Below are 17,789 nucleotides of genomic sequence, written 5' to 3'. Positions count from 1 at the left end.
GGCGCCGGCCTCAGGCCTTTTGCTGCACGTAGCGCCCTGGCGCGGGTTCGATGGCCTTGAACTTCGGCGCCTTTCCATAGGCCTTGGGTGCGGCGATCTGCCGACCGGCATGGCCCTGCAGCCATGCGCACCAGTCGTCCCACCAACTGCCGGGCAGTTCGGTGGCCCCAGCCAGCCACGCATCCAGCGTGGCGGGCAGTTGCCCATCCTCGCGCAGCCAGTGGCTGCGCTTTTTCTTGGCGGGCGGGTTGATGACCCCCGCGATATGGCCCGACGCGCCCATCACGAAACGCTTGTCCCCCGGCAATACCTGCGTGGAGGCGTAGGCCGCGCCGATCGGCACGATGTGATCCTCGCGCGAGCCGTAGATGTACACAGGCAGTTGGACCTGGGTCAGGTCGAGTGACTCGCCGCACACGGTGAGCCGCCCCGGCCGGATGAGGTTGTTCTCCAGGTAGAAGTTGCGCAGGTACCAGGCGTAGTACGGCCCAGGCAGGTTGGTGCTGTCGCTGTTCCAGTACAGCAGGTCGAAGGGCGGCGGCGTCTCGCCCTTGAGGTAGTTGCCCACCACGTAGTTCCACACCAGGTCGTTCGGGCGCAGAAAGCTGAAGGTGGATGCCAGGTCCTGGCCCTTCATGAGCCCGCCCTGCCCCATCTGCAGTTCGCGCATGCGCACGAAGCCTTCGTCGATGAACACGTCGAGGATCCCGGTGTCGGCAAAATCGATCAGCGTGGTCAGGAAAGTGCAGCTGGCCACAGGCTCCTCGCCACGCGCCGCCAGCACCGCGAGCGCCGTGGCCAGCATGGTGCCGCCCACGCAAAAGCCCAGGGCGTTGATCTGCTTGGCGCCAGCGATCTGCTGCACGGTGGCGATGGCCGTGAGCACGGCCTCGTCGATGTAGTCGTCCCAGGTCTTGTGCGCCAGCGACGCATCGGGGTTGCGCCAGCTCACCACGAAGGTGCGGTGGCCCTGGGCCACGGCATGGCGGATCAGCGAGTTGTCGGGCTGCAGGTCCAGGATGTAGTACTTGTTGATGCACGGAGGCACCATAAGCAAGGGCCGCTCGTACACCTTGGGGGTGAGCGGCTTGTATTCCAGCAGCTGGAACAGCTCGTTCTCGAACACCACGGCACCCTCGGTGGTCGCCACGTTGCGGCCCACTTCGAAACGGCTCTCGTCGGTCATTGAGATATGCCCCTGGCCCAGGTCGTGCAGCAGGTTGGCCACGCCCTTGGCGATGCTCTCGCCGTGCGTTTCCAGGGCCTTTTGCTGCGCATCCGCGTTGAACACCAGGAAGTTGCTGGGCGCCATGGCGGCCAGCCACTGCTCCACGCTGAAGCGGATGCGTGCGCGGGTCTTGTCGTCAGCCTGCACCGCGTCGACCAGTCCCATGAGCGCGTGCGCCTGCAACTGGTAGGCCGCGACCGAGAACGCCGACAACGGGTTGTGCGCCCAATTCTCGCCCGCGAACCGGCGGTCGTTGCTGAGGGGTGCCTCGTCGTGATGCAGCGCATGGCTCCACAGCGCCTGCACCTCTTGCAGGTACCGCTGCTGCACCGCAGCCAGCTTGTCGGGTGCGAAGCTCACCGGGCCGGCAGCAGGCATGGACAGCGCGGCGCCCATTTCCTTGGGCTGCAGGACCTGCAACATCTGGCTCCAGCCCTCGCCCACCATCTGCTGAAACTGCCGGGCGCTGTCGGCCCAGCTGGCGTCGAAATTCGTGCTCATGCAGCCTCCATCGCGGCCCAGGCGCGGGCCCCATGTGTCATTGTTGCCCAGCAGGCGGTGCCGCAGAAAACTGCAGCGCATTCGCAGGGCTTTGGGTTTCCGCCGCCGTGGCAAGCCGGCCACAATCGCCGCTTTGCCCCTTCGGAATCGATCATGTACCTGGTGGTTATCGCATGGCTGTATGTCACCGTGTTGATGGCCTTGGCCGAGGCCACGTCCGCCAACGGCACGGTGCTGGGCGCCAGCGTCACCTTCGTGCTGTACGGGCTGCTGCCCATGTCCATCGTGCTCTACATCCTGGGCACGCCCGGGCGCAAGCGCGCGCTGCGCGCCCGGCAGCAGGCCGAGGTGGAAGCCGCCTCAGGCGGCCAGCCAGATGCAGGCGGCCATGCGCCCGCTGCTGCCGAGCCGGGCGGTGTCCCGCCGGTGCGAAAAGAACCGTAACGGATTGGCCACCGTGCACCAGGCGCTGGTGCTGTCGTTGCCGTACTGCGCCGTAACGCCGCACGCGCGCAGGCGGTGGCGTGCCAGCCCGGCCAGGTCCGCCAGCCACTTGCCATCGCTGGCATGCGGGCGGAAGTACGCGGCCGCCCGCGGATCCTGCGCACAGAAGACCTCGCGCACCTCCGCGCCCACCTCGAAGGCCTCGGGGCCGATGCAGGGCCCCAGCCAGGCCATTACGTCATCCGCATCCGCCGTCGCTCCGTTTTCAATAGCTGCCCGCGCTTGCTCTGCCTGCGCTACGGGCCTGAAACACTCCAAGGTCGATTCCAACACCCCCGCGGCCAGACCGCGCCAGCCCGCATGCGCCGCGGCCACGCGCGTACCCGCGCGGTTGGTGAACAGTACCGGCAGACAATCCGCCGCCATCACGATGCAGGCCACGCCTGCGGCCTGCGTGGTGCAGCCATCGGCGTCCATCCCGTCGGGCGTGTGCGCGTCCAGCGGCTGCACTGCCGTGCCATGCACCTGGCGCAGGTACACCGCCCGTACCGCGGAGCCGCCAGCACCCAGCGCATCCTGCAGCGCAGCCCAGTTGGCCTGCACGGCGGCGGGGTCGTCGCCCACGAAGCGGCCCAGGTTGAAGCTGTCCCGGGGCGGCGCGCTCACGCCGCCGTTGCGCGTGGTGCACAGCGCACGTACCCGGGCGGGTACGGGCCAGTCCGGAACCAGCCAGTCGTGCGGCACTGCGGAGGGAGCGGTCTGTGCCACGGGCTTCAGGCCTCGTGGTCCGAGCAGGCAGACGGCTGCGCGCGCTGGAAGGCCGGCAGCGCCATGCATGCGTCGAACGCGGCCATCGTGCGCGGCAGACCGTCCATGTCCACATGGAAGCGCCGGCCGTTGAAGATCTGCGGCACCAGGCAGCAGTCGGCCAGCGTGGGCGTATCGCCCCAGCACAGGCGCGAGGGTGCCAGCCCGGCGGCCTGGCGTTCACCGTCCAGCAGCACCAGCTGCCGCTCGAACGCCTCCAGGCCCTTGCGCACCCAGTGGCGGTACCAGGCGTCCTTGGCGGCGTCTTCCACCTGCAGCTGGTGCTTGAGGTACTTGAGCACACGCAGGTTGTTCAGGGGGTGGATCTCGCAGGCCACCATCTGCGCCAGCGCCCGCACGCGCGCGCGCGCCAGCGCGTCGCCGGGCAGCAGCGCAGGCTCGCGGTGGGTCTCGTCCAGATATTCGATGATCGCCATCGACTGCGTGAGCAGGTGGCCGTCATCGGTCTGCAACGCCGGCACCAGCGCGTCACCCACGCGGTCGGCATAGCCGGGCGCCAAATGCTCTGCCTTGACCAGGTGGACCGGCAGGTAGTCATAGGGCAGGCCCTTGACTTCCAGCGCGATGCGCACGCGAAACGATGCCGAGGAGCGGAAGTAGTTGTAGAGCTTCATGCGGCCGCAGCATAAGCCAAGCCGGCGCCGGGCGTAATGCGGGCCACAGCCCATGCGCGGCGCCGCGCCGTGGCACACTGCTTCATCCCTTCACACCGCCGCTACCACCGAGAGAACCATGAGCTATGTGATCCCTCCCGCACCGCAGGCCAGCGTGCCCGTCGTGGGCACAACCCAGCGCTTTCCCGTGCACCGCATCTACTGCGTGGGCCGCAACTATGCCGAGCACGCCAAGGAAATGGGCTTCACCGGCCGCGAGCCGCCGTTCTTCTTCATGAAGCCCGCCGACGCCGTGCTGCCCGTGAACCCGGGCGAGACCGGCCAGATGCCCTACCCCACGCTGACCAAGGACCTGCACCACGAGATCGAGCTGGTGGTGGCCATCGGCAAGGGCGGCAAGCACATCGCCGCGGCCGACGCGCTGTCGCACATCTGGGGTTACGCCGTGGGCCTGGACATGACGCGTCGCGACCTGCAGGGCGAGATGAAGAAGCAGGGCCGCCCCTGGTGCATCGGCAAGGGCTTCGAGGCCAGCGCGCCCATCGGCCCGATCACGCCCGCGGCGCAGGCGGGCGACGTGCAGCAGGCAGCCATCTGGCTGCAGGTCAACGGCACGGACCGCCAGCGCAGCAGCGTGGGCCAGCTGATCTGGAACATCGCCGAGACCATCGAACACCTGTCCGCCGCGTGGGAGCTGCAGCCCGGCGACCTGATCTTCACCGGCACCCCCGAGGGGGTGGGCGCGGTGGTGCGCGGCGACGTGCTGGAAGGCGGCATCGACGGCCTGGGCACGCTGCGCGTGGCCGTGGCCTGATTCACTATCATAAAAATAGCTGCTAGCGCTTTCCCCATAAGCGCTGCAGCCGTTTTTTATTCATACAACGAATGAACTTCCGCCGCCCCATCAAGCATTGCCGCGCCTGCGGAACGGCCGTGGCCTACCGCGTGCCCGACGACGGTGACACGCGCGAGCGCGCCGTCTGCCCCAGTTGCAACGTAATCCACTACGAAAACCCGCTGATGGTGGTGGGAACGGTGCCGGTACTGGGGGACCACGTGCTGCTGTGCAAACGCAACATCGAGCCGCGCCGAGGCAAGTGGACCCTGCCGGCCGGCTTCATGGAACTGGACGAGACCACCGTCGAGGGCGCTGCGCGCGAAACCGACGAGGAAGCGGGTGCGCAAATCCAGATGGGCCCGCTGTTTTCGCTGCTGAATGTGCCGCAGGCGGGTCAGGTGCACCTCTTTTACCTGGCCACGCTGCTCAGCGACCGCTTCGATCCCGGCCACGAGACCATCGAGGCACGCCTGTTCAGCGAGGACGAGATCCCCTGGGACGAGATCGCGTTTCGCACCGTCAAGCACACGCTGGAGCAGTTCTTTGCCGACCGTCGCGCGGGGCACTTCGGCATGCACTGCATCGACATCACCTGAGCAAGCGGCCAGCCCCTGCGCTGCGCCAACCGAGACCCGCAAGGCACAGCACCGCAAACACACCGCCCGCCCAGAACGTGGCCGCCGGCCCCACGGCATCCCAGAGCAACCCAGCCACCGCGCTGGCCACCAGCATGGCCAAGCCGCTGGCCAGGTGGAACACGCCGTAGGCCGTGCCGCGCAGGTCGGCCGGAGTCGCATCCGCCACCATGGCCGACAGCAGGCCCTGCGTCATGCCCATGTGAATGCCCCATACGGCCACGCCGGCAATCACCAGGGTCCAGTGCTGGGCCGTTGCGAGCAGCACGTCCGACAGAATCAGCACCACCAGGCCCCAGGCCAGCAGCCGCGTGTGGCTCACGCGGTCCGACAGCTTGCCAAATGGATAGGCCGCCGCCGCATACACCAGGTTCATGGCCACCATCACCAGGGGCACGAGTGCCATGGGTATGCCGATGTTCTGGGCGCGCAGCACCAGGAAGGCTTCGCTGAAACGTGCCAGCGTGAACACCGCACCCACGGCCACCACCCACCAATAGGCGGGCCCCAGGCGGCGGATGTTCTCGCGCCGGATGGGGTTGGTGCGGCGCACGCCCCCTTGGGACGCAGGCTCGCGCACGCCCCAGGCCAGCATGGCCACCGACAGCACGCCCGGCACCACCGCCACCCAGAACACGGCGCGAAAGTCGTTGGCCCACAACAGCATCAGGCCCACGGCCAGCAGCGGCCCGACGAAGGCGCCCACCGTGTCCAGTGACTGGCGCAGGCCGAACGCGGCACCGCGAATCTCCGGCGGGGTCACGTCGGCCACCAGCGCATCGCGCGGTGCGCCGCGGATGCCTTTGCCCACCCGATCGATCAGGCGCGCCGTCACGATCAAGCCGGCGCCCGAAGCCAGCGCAAAGAGCGGCTTGGTGACCGCCCCCAGCCCATAGCCCAGCAACGCCAGCCCCTTGCGCCTGCCAAGATAGTCGCTGAGCGTGCCCGAGAACACCTTGACGATCAGCGCCGTGGCTTCTGCCAGACCTTCGATGAGGCCCACCGCGAAGGCCGACATGCCCAGCGCGCCCACCATGAACATCGGCAACAGGCTGTGGATCATCTCGGACGAGATGTCCATCAGCATGCTCACCAGGCCCAGCGCCCATACGGCGGCGGGGACGCGCGCTGGCGAGGGTTGGCGCGGCGTCTGCATGCCAAGGGCCGTGGTCAGCGGGTTTCGACGAAGAACGGCGCGTTGTCCTGCGGCCGGGGTACGACCACGCCACGCTGCACGGGATCGACCACCACGCCAGGAACGACCTGCGGCGCGGCGGGGCCGGCACCGGGTGGCGCCGGGGCGCCGCCGGAGCAGCGGCTGGCGGACCCGGCAACGGTGCATCCGGCTCGGTCACCCACACCGGCGGCTCGGCCGGCGCGGGGCGGGGCGTGACCTCCTGCAGCGGCACAAGGGGCGCATCCGTGATCTCGGGGCGCTCTTCCGGCGGCGGGGCGCTGGCGGCCGGCGCCGGCGTCTGCGGCAGTTCGGGCTGCGGCGCCGGAGCGCCCGCCGGGCCGGCCTGCTCACCCGTGGGTCGGCCGAACAGGTCATAGACCCAGTTGCGCAGCGTGCCCGCGGCCGAGCCGATCCAGGAGCTTTCCTCCTCATCCACGAAGCGCTCGCGCGCATCGATGACCTTGGCGCGCAGGGCCTGGCGGAACACGTCGCCCACCATGGGCAGCGCGCTGTGCGCGCCCTGCCCCCAGTAGTCGCTGCGCAGGGTGATGCGCCCGTCGTTGAAGCCCGCCCAGGCCCCCGCGACGAGTTGCGGATGCATCAGGATGAACCAGCCGTCGGTGTTGTCCTGCGTGGTGCCGGTCTTGCCCGCCACGTCCGCCGTGATGCCGTAGCGGCTGCGGATGGCCGCGCCCGTGCCTTTGTCCACCACGCCCCGCAGCGCGTCGCGCAGCTGCTGCGCGGCGGTGACGTCCAGCGCGCGCTCGGGCGATGCAGGCTTGAATTCCTCCAGCAGCTTGCCGTGCTTGTCCTCGATGCGCGTGATGACCCGGGGCGCCAGGTAACGCCCGCCGTTGGCGATGGTGCCGTAGGCGGCGACCATCTCCTTGAGCGTGACCGAGCTCGTGCCCAACGCCAGCGCGGGCACGGCCTCCAGTTCGGACTCGCGCACGCCCATGGCGCGGGCCAGCTGCACCACGCGCGCCGGCCCCACCTTCTGCATGAGCTGTGCGGTGATGGTGTTCTTGGAGTACGCCAGCCCGTCGCGCAGCGTCATGGGCTCCTCGCTGGGTGGCGTGCGGCCGTCCGTGGGGCGCCAGACCCGCTTGCCACCCAGGGGGATCTCCACCGCGGTGTCCAGCAGCGTGTCGGTCGGCTGCAGTCCCATCGCAAAGGCCGCGCCATACACGAAGGGCTTGAAGGTGGAGCCCGGCTGGCGGCGTGCGGCCTGCACGTGGTCGAACGGATCGGTCGCGTAGTCGCGGCTGCCCACCCAGGCCAGCACCGCACCGCTGCGCGGGTCCATGGCCATGAAGCCGGCCTGAACGCGGGTCTTGGACTGACGCAGCGTGCGCAGGAAGCTGCCGTCGTCCAGCAGCTCGCGCAGTGCCTCCTCGGGTGCGGCCCCCGCGGCCACCGCCTTTTCGTACTGGGGCGACTCGCGCACCAGCTGTTGCACCAGCGCGCTCTTGGGGCCCCAGGCGCTGCGCGGCGCCCACGCACTGTCGGCCACACCCTGCAGCGCCCGGCCCTGCTGCTGCACGGCCCGGTTGGCCATCTCCTGCAGCCGCCCGTCGATGGTGGTGCGGATCACCAGCCCATCGGAATACAGGCTGTAGCCGTTGCGGTCGGCCCAGTCGATGAGCTGGCGGCGCAGCTGCTGCGCCAGGTGCGGCGCTAAACCCGCCACCTCGGCCTGCCGCTCGAAGCGGATGCGCAGCGGGCGCTTGATCAGCCGCTCGTATTCCGCCTGCGAGAGCTTGCCCCGCTTGGCCATCTGCGCCAGCACGGTGTTGCGCCGGGCCTGCGCGCGCTCGGGGTTGAGCACCGGGTTGTAGTAGGCCGTGCCCTTGAGCATGCCGATCAGCGTGGCACTTTCCAGCACGTTGAGCTTGTCGGCCGACTTGTCGAAGTACGTGCGCGCCGCCATCTCGATGCCGTAGGCGTTGTAGAGGAAGGGCACGGTGTTCAGGTAGGTCTCCAGGATCTCGTCCTTGGAGTACAGCCACTCGATCTTCAGCGCGGTGATCGCCTCCTTGATCTTGCGCGTGAGCGTGGGCGCGCGGCCGATGTCCTCGGGGTAGAGATTGCGCGCAAGCTGCTGGGTGATGGTGGAGCCGCCCTGCTTGTCACCGCCCACGGTGCGCACAACGGCCGACAGCGTGCGCCGCCAGTCCAGGCCGAAGTGGTCGTAGAAACGGTGGTCCTCGGTGGCGATGAGCGCATCGACCACGGGCTTGGCGATGGTCTCCAGCGGCACCCATTCGCGGTTCACCCACCGGTACTCGGCGAGCAGCCGCCCGTCGGCAGACACCAGTTGCGCAGGCTGGTCGCTCTTGGCCTTGCGGATGTCGCTGATCCCCGGCGTGAACGGGATCAGCGCCAGCACATACAGCACGCCGGCCAGCGCCAGCGCCGCCAGCAGCCACACCAGGCCATGCGCGGACAGCCAGCGCTCGGGCCGATGCAACAGTTGCGCCAGCGCGGGCCGCAGGCGGGCCCAGCGGGCTCGCAGGGTCGTGGAAAGATCCATGTAATTTATGGGCAAAAATGGCCTGTAGCGCTTGATCAGCAAGCGCTAGCAGCTATGAATTCAGAAGCAATGCGTAGACAGGGGTGCCCGGCCATGCGCGGCAGGCAGAACACGCGCCGGTCGCCGCACCAGCCGCGGCGCCTGGCGACGGGCCGGGCCTGCTTTATACCGCCAATCCCGCGCAAGGCTGGGCCGCTGTACGGATGCCACTGACCGCCCGGTGGCCCGCGCCACCACCTCAGCCCATGAACTGGCGCAACTGCGGCAGGCTGGCATGGGCGGCGCGCCGGCCCTCGGCAATGGCGTCGCTGGCACGGTGAAAGTCCAGCAGGCCCAAATGCGCCAGGCGCGGGGCGATCACCACCTCGGGCGGGTCACCCGCCATGCGGCTGCGGGTGATGCGCATCTGCATGATGTTCACGCTGGTCATGATCACGTCCAGCGCCGATGGCTTGGGAGGCGGCGCCTCGCCGCTGGCGGGCGCCCAGAACTTCAGGCGGCGCATCCAGTCGGCGCTGACCAGCGGTTCGGGTACCGGCTCCGGCCCGGGGACCGGCGCCGCATCCGTGGGCACGGAGGCCTGCGGCTCGCGCACCACCGCCAGCGGATGCATGTGGCGGTGCAGGATGTCGGAATTCAGGTCCACGGCGATGACGATGTCCGCACCCATGGCACGGGCCAGCGATGCGGGCACGGGGTTGACGAGTCCGCCATCCACCAGCAGCCGCCCGTCGGTGTGGTTCACGGGGGTGAACAGGCCCGGCAGCGCGATGGAAGCGCGCACCGCGTCGGCGATGGAGCCGTGGCGCAGCCAGACTTCGGCACCCGAGTGCAGGTCGGTCGCCACCGCGCCGAAGGGCAGCGGCGACGCGTCGATGTCGAAATCGGCGAAGTTGCGGCGCCAGAAGGCGATGAGCTTTTCGCCCTTGAGCATGCCGCCCGACAGATTGAAGTCCATGAAGCCGAACACATCGCGCAGGCCCAGGCCCTGCACCCAGTCGGCAAAGCGCTCCAGTTCGCCCCCCGCGTAGGCCGCGCCCACCAGCGCACCGATGGAGGAGCCGCAGATCACGTCCAGGCGCACGCCCTCCTCCCGCAGCGCCTGCAGCACGCCGATGTGCGCCCAGCCGCGCGCCGAGCCGCTGCCCAGCGCAAGGCCCAGCCGTGGGGCGCGGCGGGTCAGTGCCATCTAGGCCCCACCTGCGTTGGGCGGTGTGCCCCGCAGCAACGCATGCAACCCGTCCTCGTCCAGCACGGGGATGCCCAGTTCCTGCGCCTTGGCGAGCTTGCTGCCCGCGTCGGCGCCGGCCACCACGTAGTGCGTCTTCTTGCTGACCGAACCTGCCACCTTGGCACCGGCGGACTCCAGCAGGTCCTTGGCCGCGTCGCGGCCCAGGGTGGGCAGCGTGCCGGTCAGCACCACGGTCATGCCCGCCAGGGGCAGCGTGGCGGCGGCAGCGGGCTCGCTCTCGTCCCAGGTGACGCCGCAGGCGCGCAGCTGCTCCACCACCTCGCGGTTGTGCGGTTGCGCGAAGAAGGTGTGGATGGCCTCGGCCACCACGGGCCCCACGTCGTTCACCTGCAGCAACTGCTCCACGCCCGCATCCATGATGGCGTCGAGCCGGCCGAAGTGGCGTGCCAGGTCCTTGGCCGTGGCCTCGCCCACATGGCGGATGCCCAGGCCGAAGAGAAAGCGCGCCAGCGTGGTGCGCTTGGATTTGTCGAGCGCATCCAGCACGTTCTGCGCGGACTTCTCGGCCATGCGGTCGAGCTGCGCAAGGCTGGACAGCCCGAGCCGGTACAGGTCGGGCAGCGTGCGGATCACGTGGCCGTCCACGAGCTGGTCCACCAGCTTCTCGCCCAGGCCCTCGATGTCCATGGCGCGGCGCTGGGCGAAGTGCAGCACCGCCTGTTTGCGCTGCGCGGGGCAGAACAGCCCGCCGGAGCAGCGGTGGTTGACCTCGCCCGGCTCGCGCACCACGGCGCTGCCGCAGATGGGGCACTGGCGTGGCATGCGGAAGTTGGGCACGTAGGGCTGGCGCGGCCCCGCCAGCGGCTGCGCGGGTGCGGTGCCGTCCGCGCTGCTGGCGGCGTCCACCAGCGCGTCGGAGCCCGCCAGCACTGCCAGGCCTGCGCCCGCAGGCACCACGCCCACCACCTCGGGAATCACGTCGCCCGCGCGGCGCACGATCACCTGGTCGCCCACGCGCACTTTCTTGCGGCGCAGCTCGAACAGGTTGTGCAGCGTGGCATTGGTCACCGTGACGCCGCCCACGAACACCGGCGCGAGTCGCGCCACGGGCGTCAGCTTGCCCGTGCGGCCCACCTGCACGTCGATGCCTTCCACGCGCGTGACCATCTCCTGGGCCGGGTACTTGTGGGCCACGGCCCAGCGCGGCTCGCGCGTCACAAAGCCCAGCTGGCGCTGCAGTGCCAGGCTGTTGACCTTGTAGACCACGCCGTCGATGTCGTAGGGCAGCGCGTCCCGTTCGGCCCCCACACGCTCATGGAACGCTATGAGTTCAGAAGCGCCTTGCGCAATCTGCACCTGGGCTGCAACCGGAAAGCCCCATTCCTTGAGCTGCTGCAGCATGCCGAAGTGCGTGCCGAAGTCGGGCCCGCCCTCGGCGGCCGGCGTGACCTCGCCCAGGCCGTAGGCGAAGAAGGACAGCGGCCGCTGCGCGGTGATGCCTGAGTCCAACTGGCGCACCGCGCCGGCGGCGGCGTTGCGCGGGTTGACGAAGGTCTTGTCGCCCTTCTCGCGCTGGCGCTCGTTGAGTGCGTCGAAGTCCGCGCGGCGCATGTAGACCTCCCCGCGCACCTCCAGCACCGGCGGCACACCGGCGGGCAGGCTCAGGGGGATCTGGCGGATGGTGCGCACGTTGTGCGTCACATCCTCGCCCACCTCGCCGTCACCGCGCGTGGCGGCCTGCACCAGGCGCCCGCCCTCGTAGCGCAGGCTCATCGCCAGGCCGTCGAACTTGGGTTCGGCCACGTATTCCACCGGCGGCGCATCGGGCGGCAGCTTCAGTTCACGGCGCACGCGCGCGTCGAAGGCTTGGGCGCCGCTGGCCTCGGTGTCGGTTTCGGTGCGGATGCTGAGCATGGGCACGCGGTGGCGCACCGGTGTCAGCCCGTCCAGCACCGCGCCCAGCACGCGCTGCGTGGGCGAGTCGGGCGTCACCAGGTCGGGGTAAGCGCCCTCCAGCGCCTGCAACTGCTGGAACGCGCGGTCATACTCGGCATCGGGCACGCTCGGCGTGTCCTGGACGTAGTACTCGTGCGCCCAGCGGTTCAGCTGCTCGCGAAGCGCTTTGATTTTTGTAGCTACCAGCGCAGACCCCTTGGGCGCGGGAGCCGGAAAAAGGCTGGATTGTTCAGTCATGCCGGAAAGGGTCAGGCCCGGTCCCATTGGGCGAGGTGCAGCAGCACGCCCGACGGGTCCCAGACGTAGGTCACGCACGCGCCGTACGGTTCCTGCTTCGGCGCGGACACGCGGGCACCAGGAAAGCGGCCCGTGCCGATGAGCTGCGAAACGTCTGCAAAACACTGGGCCGCGTCCTGCACGGAAATGTGCAGCATGCAGTTGTCCGCCCATTCCTTCACGTAGTAGCGCTGCAGGTAGAACCCCACCCCGCCCAGATGGAACAGGGCCAAGTCTTCGTCCGACCATTCCAGGGTGCAGCCCAGGGCCGCGTAGAACGCCTTGGACAGCGCGAAGTCCTGGGCCGGGAGGAAAGAGCGCACATCATGGGCGCGCAGGTCGATCATGCCGGTTCCTAGCTGAACAGGCGCCGCGCCAGCGCGGAGCCGGCCGAGAGTTCGCGGCTGTCCAGCTTGTCGTACAGCTGCTCAAGATCGGCGGCGATGGGCTCCATGGTCATGGCAGGCAGCGGCGTACCGTTCTGGTCGCACAGCACCCCGTCCATGGCCTCACCGAGCGCGGCCGCCACCTCGCGCAGGCGCGCGAACGGCTGTTGCGAGCGGTGGACCTGGGCCACGTCCAGGCTCAGCACGATGTCGCGCACGGCGGACTGCTCGGGGTCGCCGGACATGGCCGCCTGCGCATCGTAGGTCAGCGTGAGCACGGGCGGCAGGCCCGGCCCCTGCGCCGGCAGCACCAGCCGGCCCGGAATGGCGCCGGCGACGAGACCCAGGCGTGCGGCGTTCTGCTGCACGTAGCCGGGGCTCCAGGCCGCGTGGCGCGCCCGCAGCACGAAGGTGAGCTGCGCGTCGTGCTCGCTGGCGAACTGGTCCAGCTCGCGCGCGCGGGCCACCTCGTGCAGCATGTCGGGAAAGTCGGGCGCGGCATTGATCGCGTCGGCAAAGCCCTGGGCCTTCATGACGAATTCGGAGAACTCGATCTCGTTGAGCGCACCCAGGCGGTTGGCCAGTTGCACGCCCGCCTGGAACTGCAGGTAGCGCTGGCCGGGCTGGGGGGTTTCCCACTGCTGCGCGGCGTCGTTGAAGCCCTCCACCGCGAACGGCTTGCTGCCCGCGCGGCGCGTGGGCGGCAGCGCGGCCAGGGCCGCATCGCCCGAAACCTGCTGCTCGGCCACGATGGGGGCGATGGCGTCGATCAGCGGATCCAGCCCGCCGCGGCGCTCGGCCGTGGGCACGGGCAGGTCCAGCGCATCACGCAGATCCACGGCGTGGCCGTCAAAGCCGGGCTCGGCCTCGCCTTCGGCGCCGCTCCCGGCAAGCACCGCGCCGGTGAGCCCCGCGCCGGTAAGCACCGCGCCGGTAAGCACCGCGCCATCAAAGGCGGGCTCATGGCGCGCCACCGGCTCCTGCGCGGGATCGGCCTCGGCCGGCCGCGGGCGCTTGGGCGCGTTGCGGTGGGTTGTCCAGGCGTTGTAGGCGACGACGACGATCAGCACGAGCGCGCCGGCGATGATGAGACCAAGTTGGAAGTTGCTCATGGTGAATACGGGGTCAGGCCTCGGCCATGGACAGCGCGGACTCCATGTCCACGGCCACGATGCGCGACACGCCCTGCTCCTGCATGGTGACGCCGATCAGTTGCTCGGCCATCTCCATGGCGATCTTGTTGTGGCTGATGAAGAGGAACTGCGTTCCCTTGGACATGCTGGACACCAGCTTGGCATACCGCTCGGTGTTGGCATCATCCAGCGGTGCGTCCACTTCGTCCAGCAGGCAGAACGGAGCGGGGTTGAGCTGGAAGATGGCGAACACCAGCGCGATCGCGGTGAGTGCTTTCTCGCCGCCCGACAGCAGGTGGATGGTCTGGTTCTTCTTGCCCGGCGGCTGGGCCATGACCTGCACGCCGGAGTCGAGGATCTCGTCACCCGTCATGATGAGCTTGGCCTGGCCGCCGCCGAACAGTTCGGGGAACATGCGGCCGAAGTGCCCGTTGACGGTCTCGAAGGTGCCCGACAGCAGGGTGCGCGTCTCGCCGTCGATCTTGCGGATGGCGTCCTCCAGCGTGGTCATGGCCAGCGTCAGGTCTTCGGTCTGCGCGTCCAGGAAGCCCTTGCGCTCGCGCGCGAGCTGCAGCTCCTCCAGCGCGGCCAGGTTCACCGCGCCCAGCGCCGTGATCTCGCGGTGCAGGCGGTCGATCTCGCCCTGCAACCCCGCCATGCGCACGCCACCGTCCTGGATGGAGCGCTCCACCGCCGCCAGGTCGGCCTGCGCGTCCGCCAGCAGCGTGCTGTACTGCTCCAGGCCCAGGCGCGCCGCCTGCTCCTTGAGCTGGAACTCCGTGATGCGTGCGCGCAGGGGCTCCAGCGTGCGCTCGTTCTGCATGCGCAGTTCGTCGCTGGCGCGCAGCCGCGCCGTCAGGTCGTCGTACTGGCTGCGCTGGGCGGCCAGGTCTTTTTCGCGCTCGATCTTCAGGTCCAGCGCCTGCTGCAGGCCGCCCTGGGCGGCGGCATCGGACAGGCGCGAAAGCTCGTCCTGCGCGCGCTGGCGCTCATCGTGCAACGCGCGTGCCTGGGTGGCCGCGGTGTCGATGGTGCGCGCCAGCTCGGCACGCCGGGCCTGCAGGCTGCGCTGGGAGAACTGGGCCTCCTGCGCCTGGCGCTCCAGCGCGCGCTGCTGCTCACGGCATTCGGCCAGGCGGCGCTCGGCCTCGATCACACGGTCGCCCAGCTGGGCGTGGCGCTCCTGGCTGTCGGCCAGTTGCATGTCCAGTTCTTCAAAACGCGCCTCCGCGGTGACGCGGCGCTCCTGCAGGTCGCCCAACTGCGCCTCGACCTCGGACAGATCGGCGCCAATCTGCTCGCTGCGCGCCCGGGTCTGCTCGGCCAATTGCGACAGGCGCAGGGTCTCGACCTGCAGCTCGTGCGCGCGGCCTTGGGCCTCGCTGGCCTCGCGGCGCGCGGCCACCAGGCGCTGCGCCGCGTCGGCGTACAGGCTCTCGGCACGCACCAGCGCCGTGCGCGCCTCCTCGGCGATCAATGCCTGGGCACGCAGCTCCTTCTCCAGGTGTTCGATCTCCTGCGCCCGGGCCAGCAGGCCGGACTGCTCGGAGTCCTGCGCATAAAAACTCACGCTGTGCGCGCCCACGGCATGGCCCGCTGCCACATAGATGGCCTCGCCCGGCTGCAACTGCGCGCGGCGGTTCAGCGCATCGTCCAGCGTCTGCGCGGTGTAGCAGCCCTGCAGCCAGTCCACGAGCACGGCGTGCAGCCCGGCGTCGTGCACGCGCAGCAGATCCGACAAGCGTGATGAACCAGCGGGGGTTTCGGGCGCGGGCGCAGACGGCGCGCTGTAGAAAGCCAGCCGCGCCGGAGGCGCATCCTGCCCGCCCGCGCCCAGGAAGCCGCGCACCATGTCCAGCCGGCCCACGGGCAGCGCGGCCAGGCGCTCGCGCAGCGCGGCCTCCAGCGCGTTCTCCCAGCCGGGTTCGATGTGGATGCGGCTCCACAGTCCCTGCAGCCCTTCCAACCCGTGCTTGGCCAGCCAGGGCTGGAGCTTGGCCGATACCTTGACCTTTTCCTGCAAGGCCTTGAGTGCCTCCAGCCGCGCGGACAGGTCGGCCTGCCGGGCCGTTTCCTGGTTCACGACCTGCTGGCGCGCGCGGCGGTCCTCGTCGAGCTGGGGCACGCTGTCCTGCAGCTCGGCCAGGCGCGCCTCGGCCATCTCGGCGCCCTCCTCGGCCTGCTGCAACTGCTGGCGCAGGTTGGCCAGGCGCGCCTCGTCGGGAGCAGCCAGGGCATTGCGGTCGGTGCGCAGGCGCTCCAGGCGCGCCTCCAACTGGCGGCTTTGCTCGTCCAGGCTGCGCTGCTCGGCCGCCAGCACCTGGATCTGCTGCTGCACCTGCGCCACGGCGGCGCGCTGCTCGTCGCTGCGCTGCTGGCTCTGGCGCAGGGCGTCTTCCAGCTCGGGCAGGCGTGTCGCCTGCTCCTCGACCTGTGCGGCCAGGATCTCGGCCTGCTCCTCGGCATTCATGCCGGCGCCTTCGATGCCCTCGACTTCGGCTTCAGCCTCTTCCTTGCGCGCGGACCACTGGGCGATCTGCTCTGCCAGTTGCACCAGGCGCTGCTCCACGCGCTGGCGGCCCTCGACCACGTAGCGGATCTCGGCTTCCAGCTTGCCGACCTCGGCCGTGGCCTCATAGAGGCGCCCCTGTGCCTGGTTGACCTTGTCGCCCGCCTCGTAGTGCGCCTGGCGGATGGTCTCCAGGTCGGCCTCCACATGGCGCAGGTCGGCCATGCGCGACTCCAGGTCGTTCACGGCGGCCAGGCCCTCGGTGCGCACGCGGGCCTGTTCGCTTTCCGCCTCGGCGCGCTTCAGGAACCACAGCTGGTGCTGCTTGAGGGTCACGTCCTGCTGCAGCGCGTTGTAGCGCGCGGCCACCTCGGCCTGCTTTTCGAGCTTGTCGAGGTTGGCATTAAGTTCGCGCAGGATGTCCTCCACCCGCGTGAGGTTCTCCCGCGTGTCGGACAGGCGATTCTCGGTCTCGCGCCGGCGCTCCTTGTACTTGGACACGCCCGCAGCTTCTTCAAGGAACAGGCGCAGTTCCTCGGGGCGACTTTCGATGATGCGGCTGATCGTGCCCTGGCCGATGATGGCGTAGGCGCGCGGGCCCAGGCCCGTGCCCAGGAACACGTCCTGCACGTCGCGGCGACGCACCGGCTGGTTGTTGATGAAGTAGCTGCTGGTGCCGTCGCGCGTGAGTACGCGCTTGACGGCAATCTCGGTGAACTGGTTCCACTGCCCGCCCGCGCGGTGGTCGCTGTTGTCGAACGTCAGCTCCACGCTGGAACGGCTGGCCGGCTTGCGGCTGGTGGTGCCGTTGAAGATCACGTCCTGCATGCTCTCGCCGCGCAGCTCGCTGGCCTTGCTCTCGCCCAGCACCCAGCGCACGGCGTCCATGATGTTGGACTTGCCGCAACCGTTGGGGCCCACCACGCCCACGAGTTGCCCCGGCAGCATGAAGTTGGTGGGCTCGGCAAACGACTTGAAGCCGGCGAGTTTGATCGAGTTAAGACGCACGGGTCAGGCGTTGGACAGGGCGGTTCGCAGGTGCAGGAAAGACCGGAATCATACCGTGGCGCTCGTGTCGGCCCCATGCCCAGCCGGGCATCCTTCGATTGCAAGCAAAAATGGCCTCCAGCGCTTATCCAGCAAGCGCCAGCAGCTATTCTTACGAGAGCATCCTACGGCAGCTCAGCCCCCACGCGGGGCGAAGGCAATGATGGCCATGCCGCACAGCGTGACGGCCACGCCCAGCCAGTCCCATGGGCCGGGGCGCACGCCGTCCACCGTCCACAGCCAGACCAGCGCCACGGCCACATACACGCCGCCGTAGGCCGCGTACACACGCCCTGTGGCCGCCGGATGCAGCGTGAGCAGCCAGGCAAACAGCGCCAGGCTGGCGGCCGCCGGCACCAGCAGCCAGGCGCTGCGCCCCTGGCGCAACCACAACCAGGGCAGATAGCAACCGACGATTTCCGCCACGGCAGTGAGCAGGAACAGGGCCAGGGTCTTGAAGGGCAGCATGCGTGAATGCGTGATGGAAAAGAA

13 protein-coding genes and 1 pseudogene are annotated in these 17,789 nt (G+C 69.3%); 3 read left to right on the top strand and 11 right to left on the bottom strand.

The annotated features are described in order from the left end of the window. Positions 1-10: 10 nt before the first annotated feature. The gene (locus HND92_RS09280) at positions 11-1,729 is read right to left on the bottom strand and encodes an alpha/beta hydrolase (RefSeq protein ID WP_135148828.1); all 1,719 of its coding nucleotides are present in this window, start codon (positions 1,727-1,729) and stop codon (positions 11-13) included. A 153-nt stretch (positions 1,730-1,882) separates the two neighbouring features. Between HND92_RS09280 and HND92_RS09275 the strand changes: the two genes are divergently transcribed. Then, complete coding sequence (locus tag HND92_RS09275; RefSeq protein ID WP_172206806.1) at positions 1,883-2,173, top strand: hypothetical protein; 291 nt, start codon at positions 1,883-1,885, stop codon at positions 2,171-2,173. On the opposite strand, the gene pgeF is transcribed toward HND92_RS09275, so the two are convergent. Then, positions 2,090-2,941: a peptidoglycan editing factor PgeF gene (pgeF, locus tag HND92_RS09270; protein WP_253940131.1), complete on the bottom strand. Its 852-nt coding sequence runs from the start codon at positions 2,939-2,941 to the stop codon at positions 2,090-2,092. The two genes, HND92_RS09275 and pgeF, sit on opposite strands and share 84 nt — an antisense overlap. Before the next feature lie 5 nt (positions 2,942-2,946). Further along, positions 2,947-3,615, bottom strand: coding sequence for a maleylacetoacetate isomerase (maiA, locus tag HND92_RS09265; RefSeq protein WP_011805320.1), 669 nt, complete (start codon positions 3,613-3,615; stop codon positions 2,947-2,949). Between the two features lie 118 nt (positions 3,616-3,733). Between maiA and HND92_RS09260 the strand changes: the two genes are divergently transcribed. Together HND92_RS09260 and HND92_RS09255 are read left to right on the top strand one after the other, a co-directional pair. Next, positions 3,734-4,429, top strand: a complete 696-nt coding sequence (locus HND92_RS09260; RefSeq protein WP_011805321.1) for a fumarylacetoacetate hydrolase family protein — start codon at positions 3,734-3,736, stop codon at positions 4,427-4,429. A 71-nt stretch (positions 4,430-4,500) separates the two neighbouring features. Beyond that, positions 4,501-5,049: an NUDIX hydrolase gene (locus tag HND92_RS09255; RefSeq protein WP_172206805.1), complete on the top strand. Its 549-nt coding sequence runs from the start codon at positions 4,501-4,503 to the stop codon at positions 5,047-5,049. Here the strand turns inward: HND92_RS09255 and HND92_RS09250 are convergent. From HND92_RS09250 to HND92_RS09215, 8 genes and pseudogenes are all read right to left on the bottom strand, one after another. Continuing rightward, positions 5,042-6,244 (bottom strand): MFS transporter, encoded by a 1,203-nt coding sequence (locus HND92_RS09250; RefSeq protein ID WP_172209233.1) that lies wholly within the window; start codon positions 6,242-6,244, stop codon positions 5,042-5,044. The genes HND92_RS09255 and HND92_RS09250 overlap by 8 nt on opposite strands. 136 nt (positions 6,245-6,380) lie before the next feature. Beyond that, a pseudogene (locus HND92_RS09245) lies at positions 6,381-8,798 on the bottom strand (penicillin-binding protein 1A); the annotation flags it as partial. Between the two features lie 238 nt (positions 8,799-9,036). After that, complete coding sequence (locus tag HND92_RS09240; RefSeq protein ID WP_172206804.1) at positions 9,037-9,987, bottom strand: patatin-like phospholipase family protein; 951 nt, start codon at positions 9,985-9,987, stop codon at positions 9,037-9,039. Continuing rightward, positions 9,988-12,183 (bottom strand): NAD-dependent DNA ligase LigA, encoded by a 2,196-nt coding sequence (gene ligA, locus HND92_RS09235; RefSeq protein WP_172206803.1) that lies wholly within the window; start codon positions 12,181-12,183, stop codon positions 9,988-9,990. A gap of 11 nt (positions 12,184-12,194) precedes the next feature. Next, complete coding sequence (locus HND92_RS09230; RefSeq protein WP_047351464.1) at positions 12,195-12,569, bottom strand: hypothetical protein; 375 nt, start codon at positions 12,567-12,569, stop codon at positions 12,195-12,197. A gap of 8 nt (positions 12,570-12,577) precedes the next feature. After that, positions 12,578-13,720 carry a cell division protein FtsZ gene (locus HND92_RS09225; protein ID WP_172206802.1) on the bottom strand — a complete coding sequence of 381 codons (1,143 nt, stop codon included), beginning with the start codon at positions 13,718-13,720 and terminating at the stop codon, positions 12,578-12,580. 13 nt (positions 13,721-13,733) lie between these two features. Beyond that, complete coding sequence (smc, locus tag HND92_RS09220; protein WP_172206801.1) at positions 13,734-17,258, bottom strand: chromosome segregation protein SMC; 3,525 nt, start codon at positions 17,256-17,258, stop codon at positions 13,734-13,736. Between the two features lie 174 nt (positions 17,259-17,432). Next, positions 17,433-17,765, bottom strand: a complete 333-nt coding sequence (locus HND92_RS09215; protein ID WP_011805330.1) for a YnfA family protein — start codon at positions 17,763-17,765, stop codon at positions 17,433-17,435. Positions 17,766-17,789 lie beyond the last annotated feature (24 nt).

The organism is Diaphorobacter sp. JS3050, from assembly GCF_013154915.1.
GTDB lineage: Bacteria > Pseudomonadota > Gammaproteobacteria > Burkholderiales > Burkholderiaceae_C > Diaphorobacter > Diaphorobacter nitroreducens.
Note: the sequence above shows the minus strand (reverse complement) of the source record. Positions and strands in the feature narration are given on the sequence as shown.

Coding starts and splice junctions, on each gene's coding strand:
- ligA (WP_172206803.1), bottom strand. CDS start 12,183: ATGACTGAACAATCCAGCCTTTTTCCGGCTCCCGCGCCCAAGGGGTCT.
- HND92_RS09240 (WP_172206804.1), bottom strand. CDS start 9,987: ATGGCACTGACCCGCCGCGCCCCACGGCTGGGCCTTGCGCTGGGCAGC.
- HND92_RS09260 (WP_011805321.1), top strand. CDS start 3,734: ATGAGCTATGTGATCCCTCCCGCACCGCAGGCCAGCGTGCCCGTCGTG.
- HND92_RS09250 (WP_172209233.1), bottom strand. CDS start 6,244: ATGCAGACGCCGCGCCAACCCTCGCCAGCGCGCGTCCCCGCCGCCGTA.
- HND92_RS09275 (WP_172206806.1), top strand. CDS start 1,883: ATGTACCTGGTGGTTATCGCATGGCTGTATGTCACCGTGTTGATGGCC.
- HND92_RS09215 (WP_011805330.1), bottom strand. CDS start 17,765: ATGCTGCCCTTCAAGACCCTGGCCCTGTTCCTGCTCACTGCCGTGGCG.
- maiA (WP_011805320.1), bottom strand. CDS start 3,615: ATGAAGCTCTACAACTACTTCCGCTCCTCGGCATCGTTTCGCGTGCGC.
- HND92_RS09230 (WP_047351464.1), bottom strand. CDS start 12,569: ATGATCGACCTGCGCGCCCATGATGTGCGCTCTTTCCTCCCGGCCCAG.
- HND92_RS09225 (WP_172206802.1), bottom strand. CDS start 13,720: ATGAGCAACTTCCAACTTGGTCTCATCATCGCCGGCGCGCTCGTGCTG.
- HND92_RS09255 (WP_172206805.1), top strand. CDS start 4,501: ATGAACTTCCGCCGCCCCATCAAGCATTGCCGCGCCTGCGGAACGGCC.
- HND92_RS09280 (WP_135148828.1), bottom strand. CDS start 1,729: ATGAGCACGAATTTCGACGCCAGCTGGGCCGACAGCGCCCGGCAGTTT.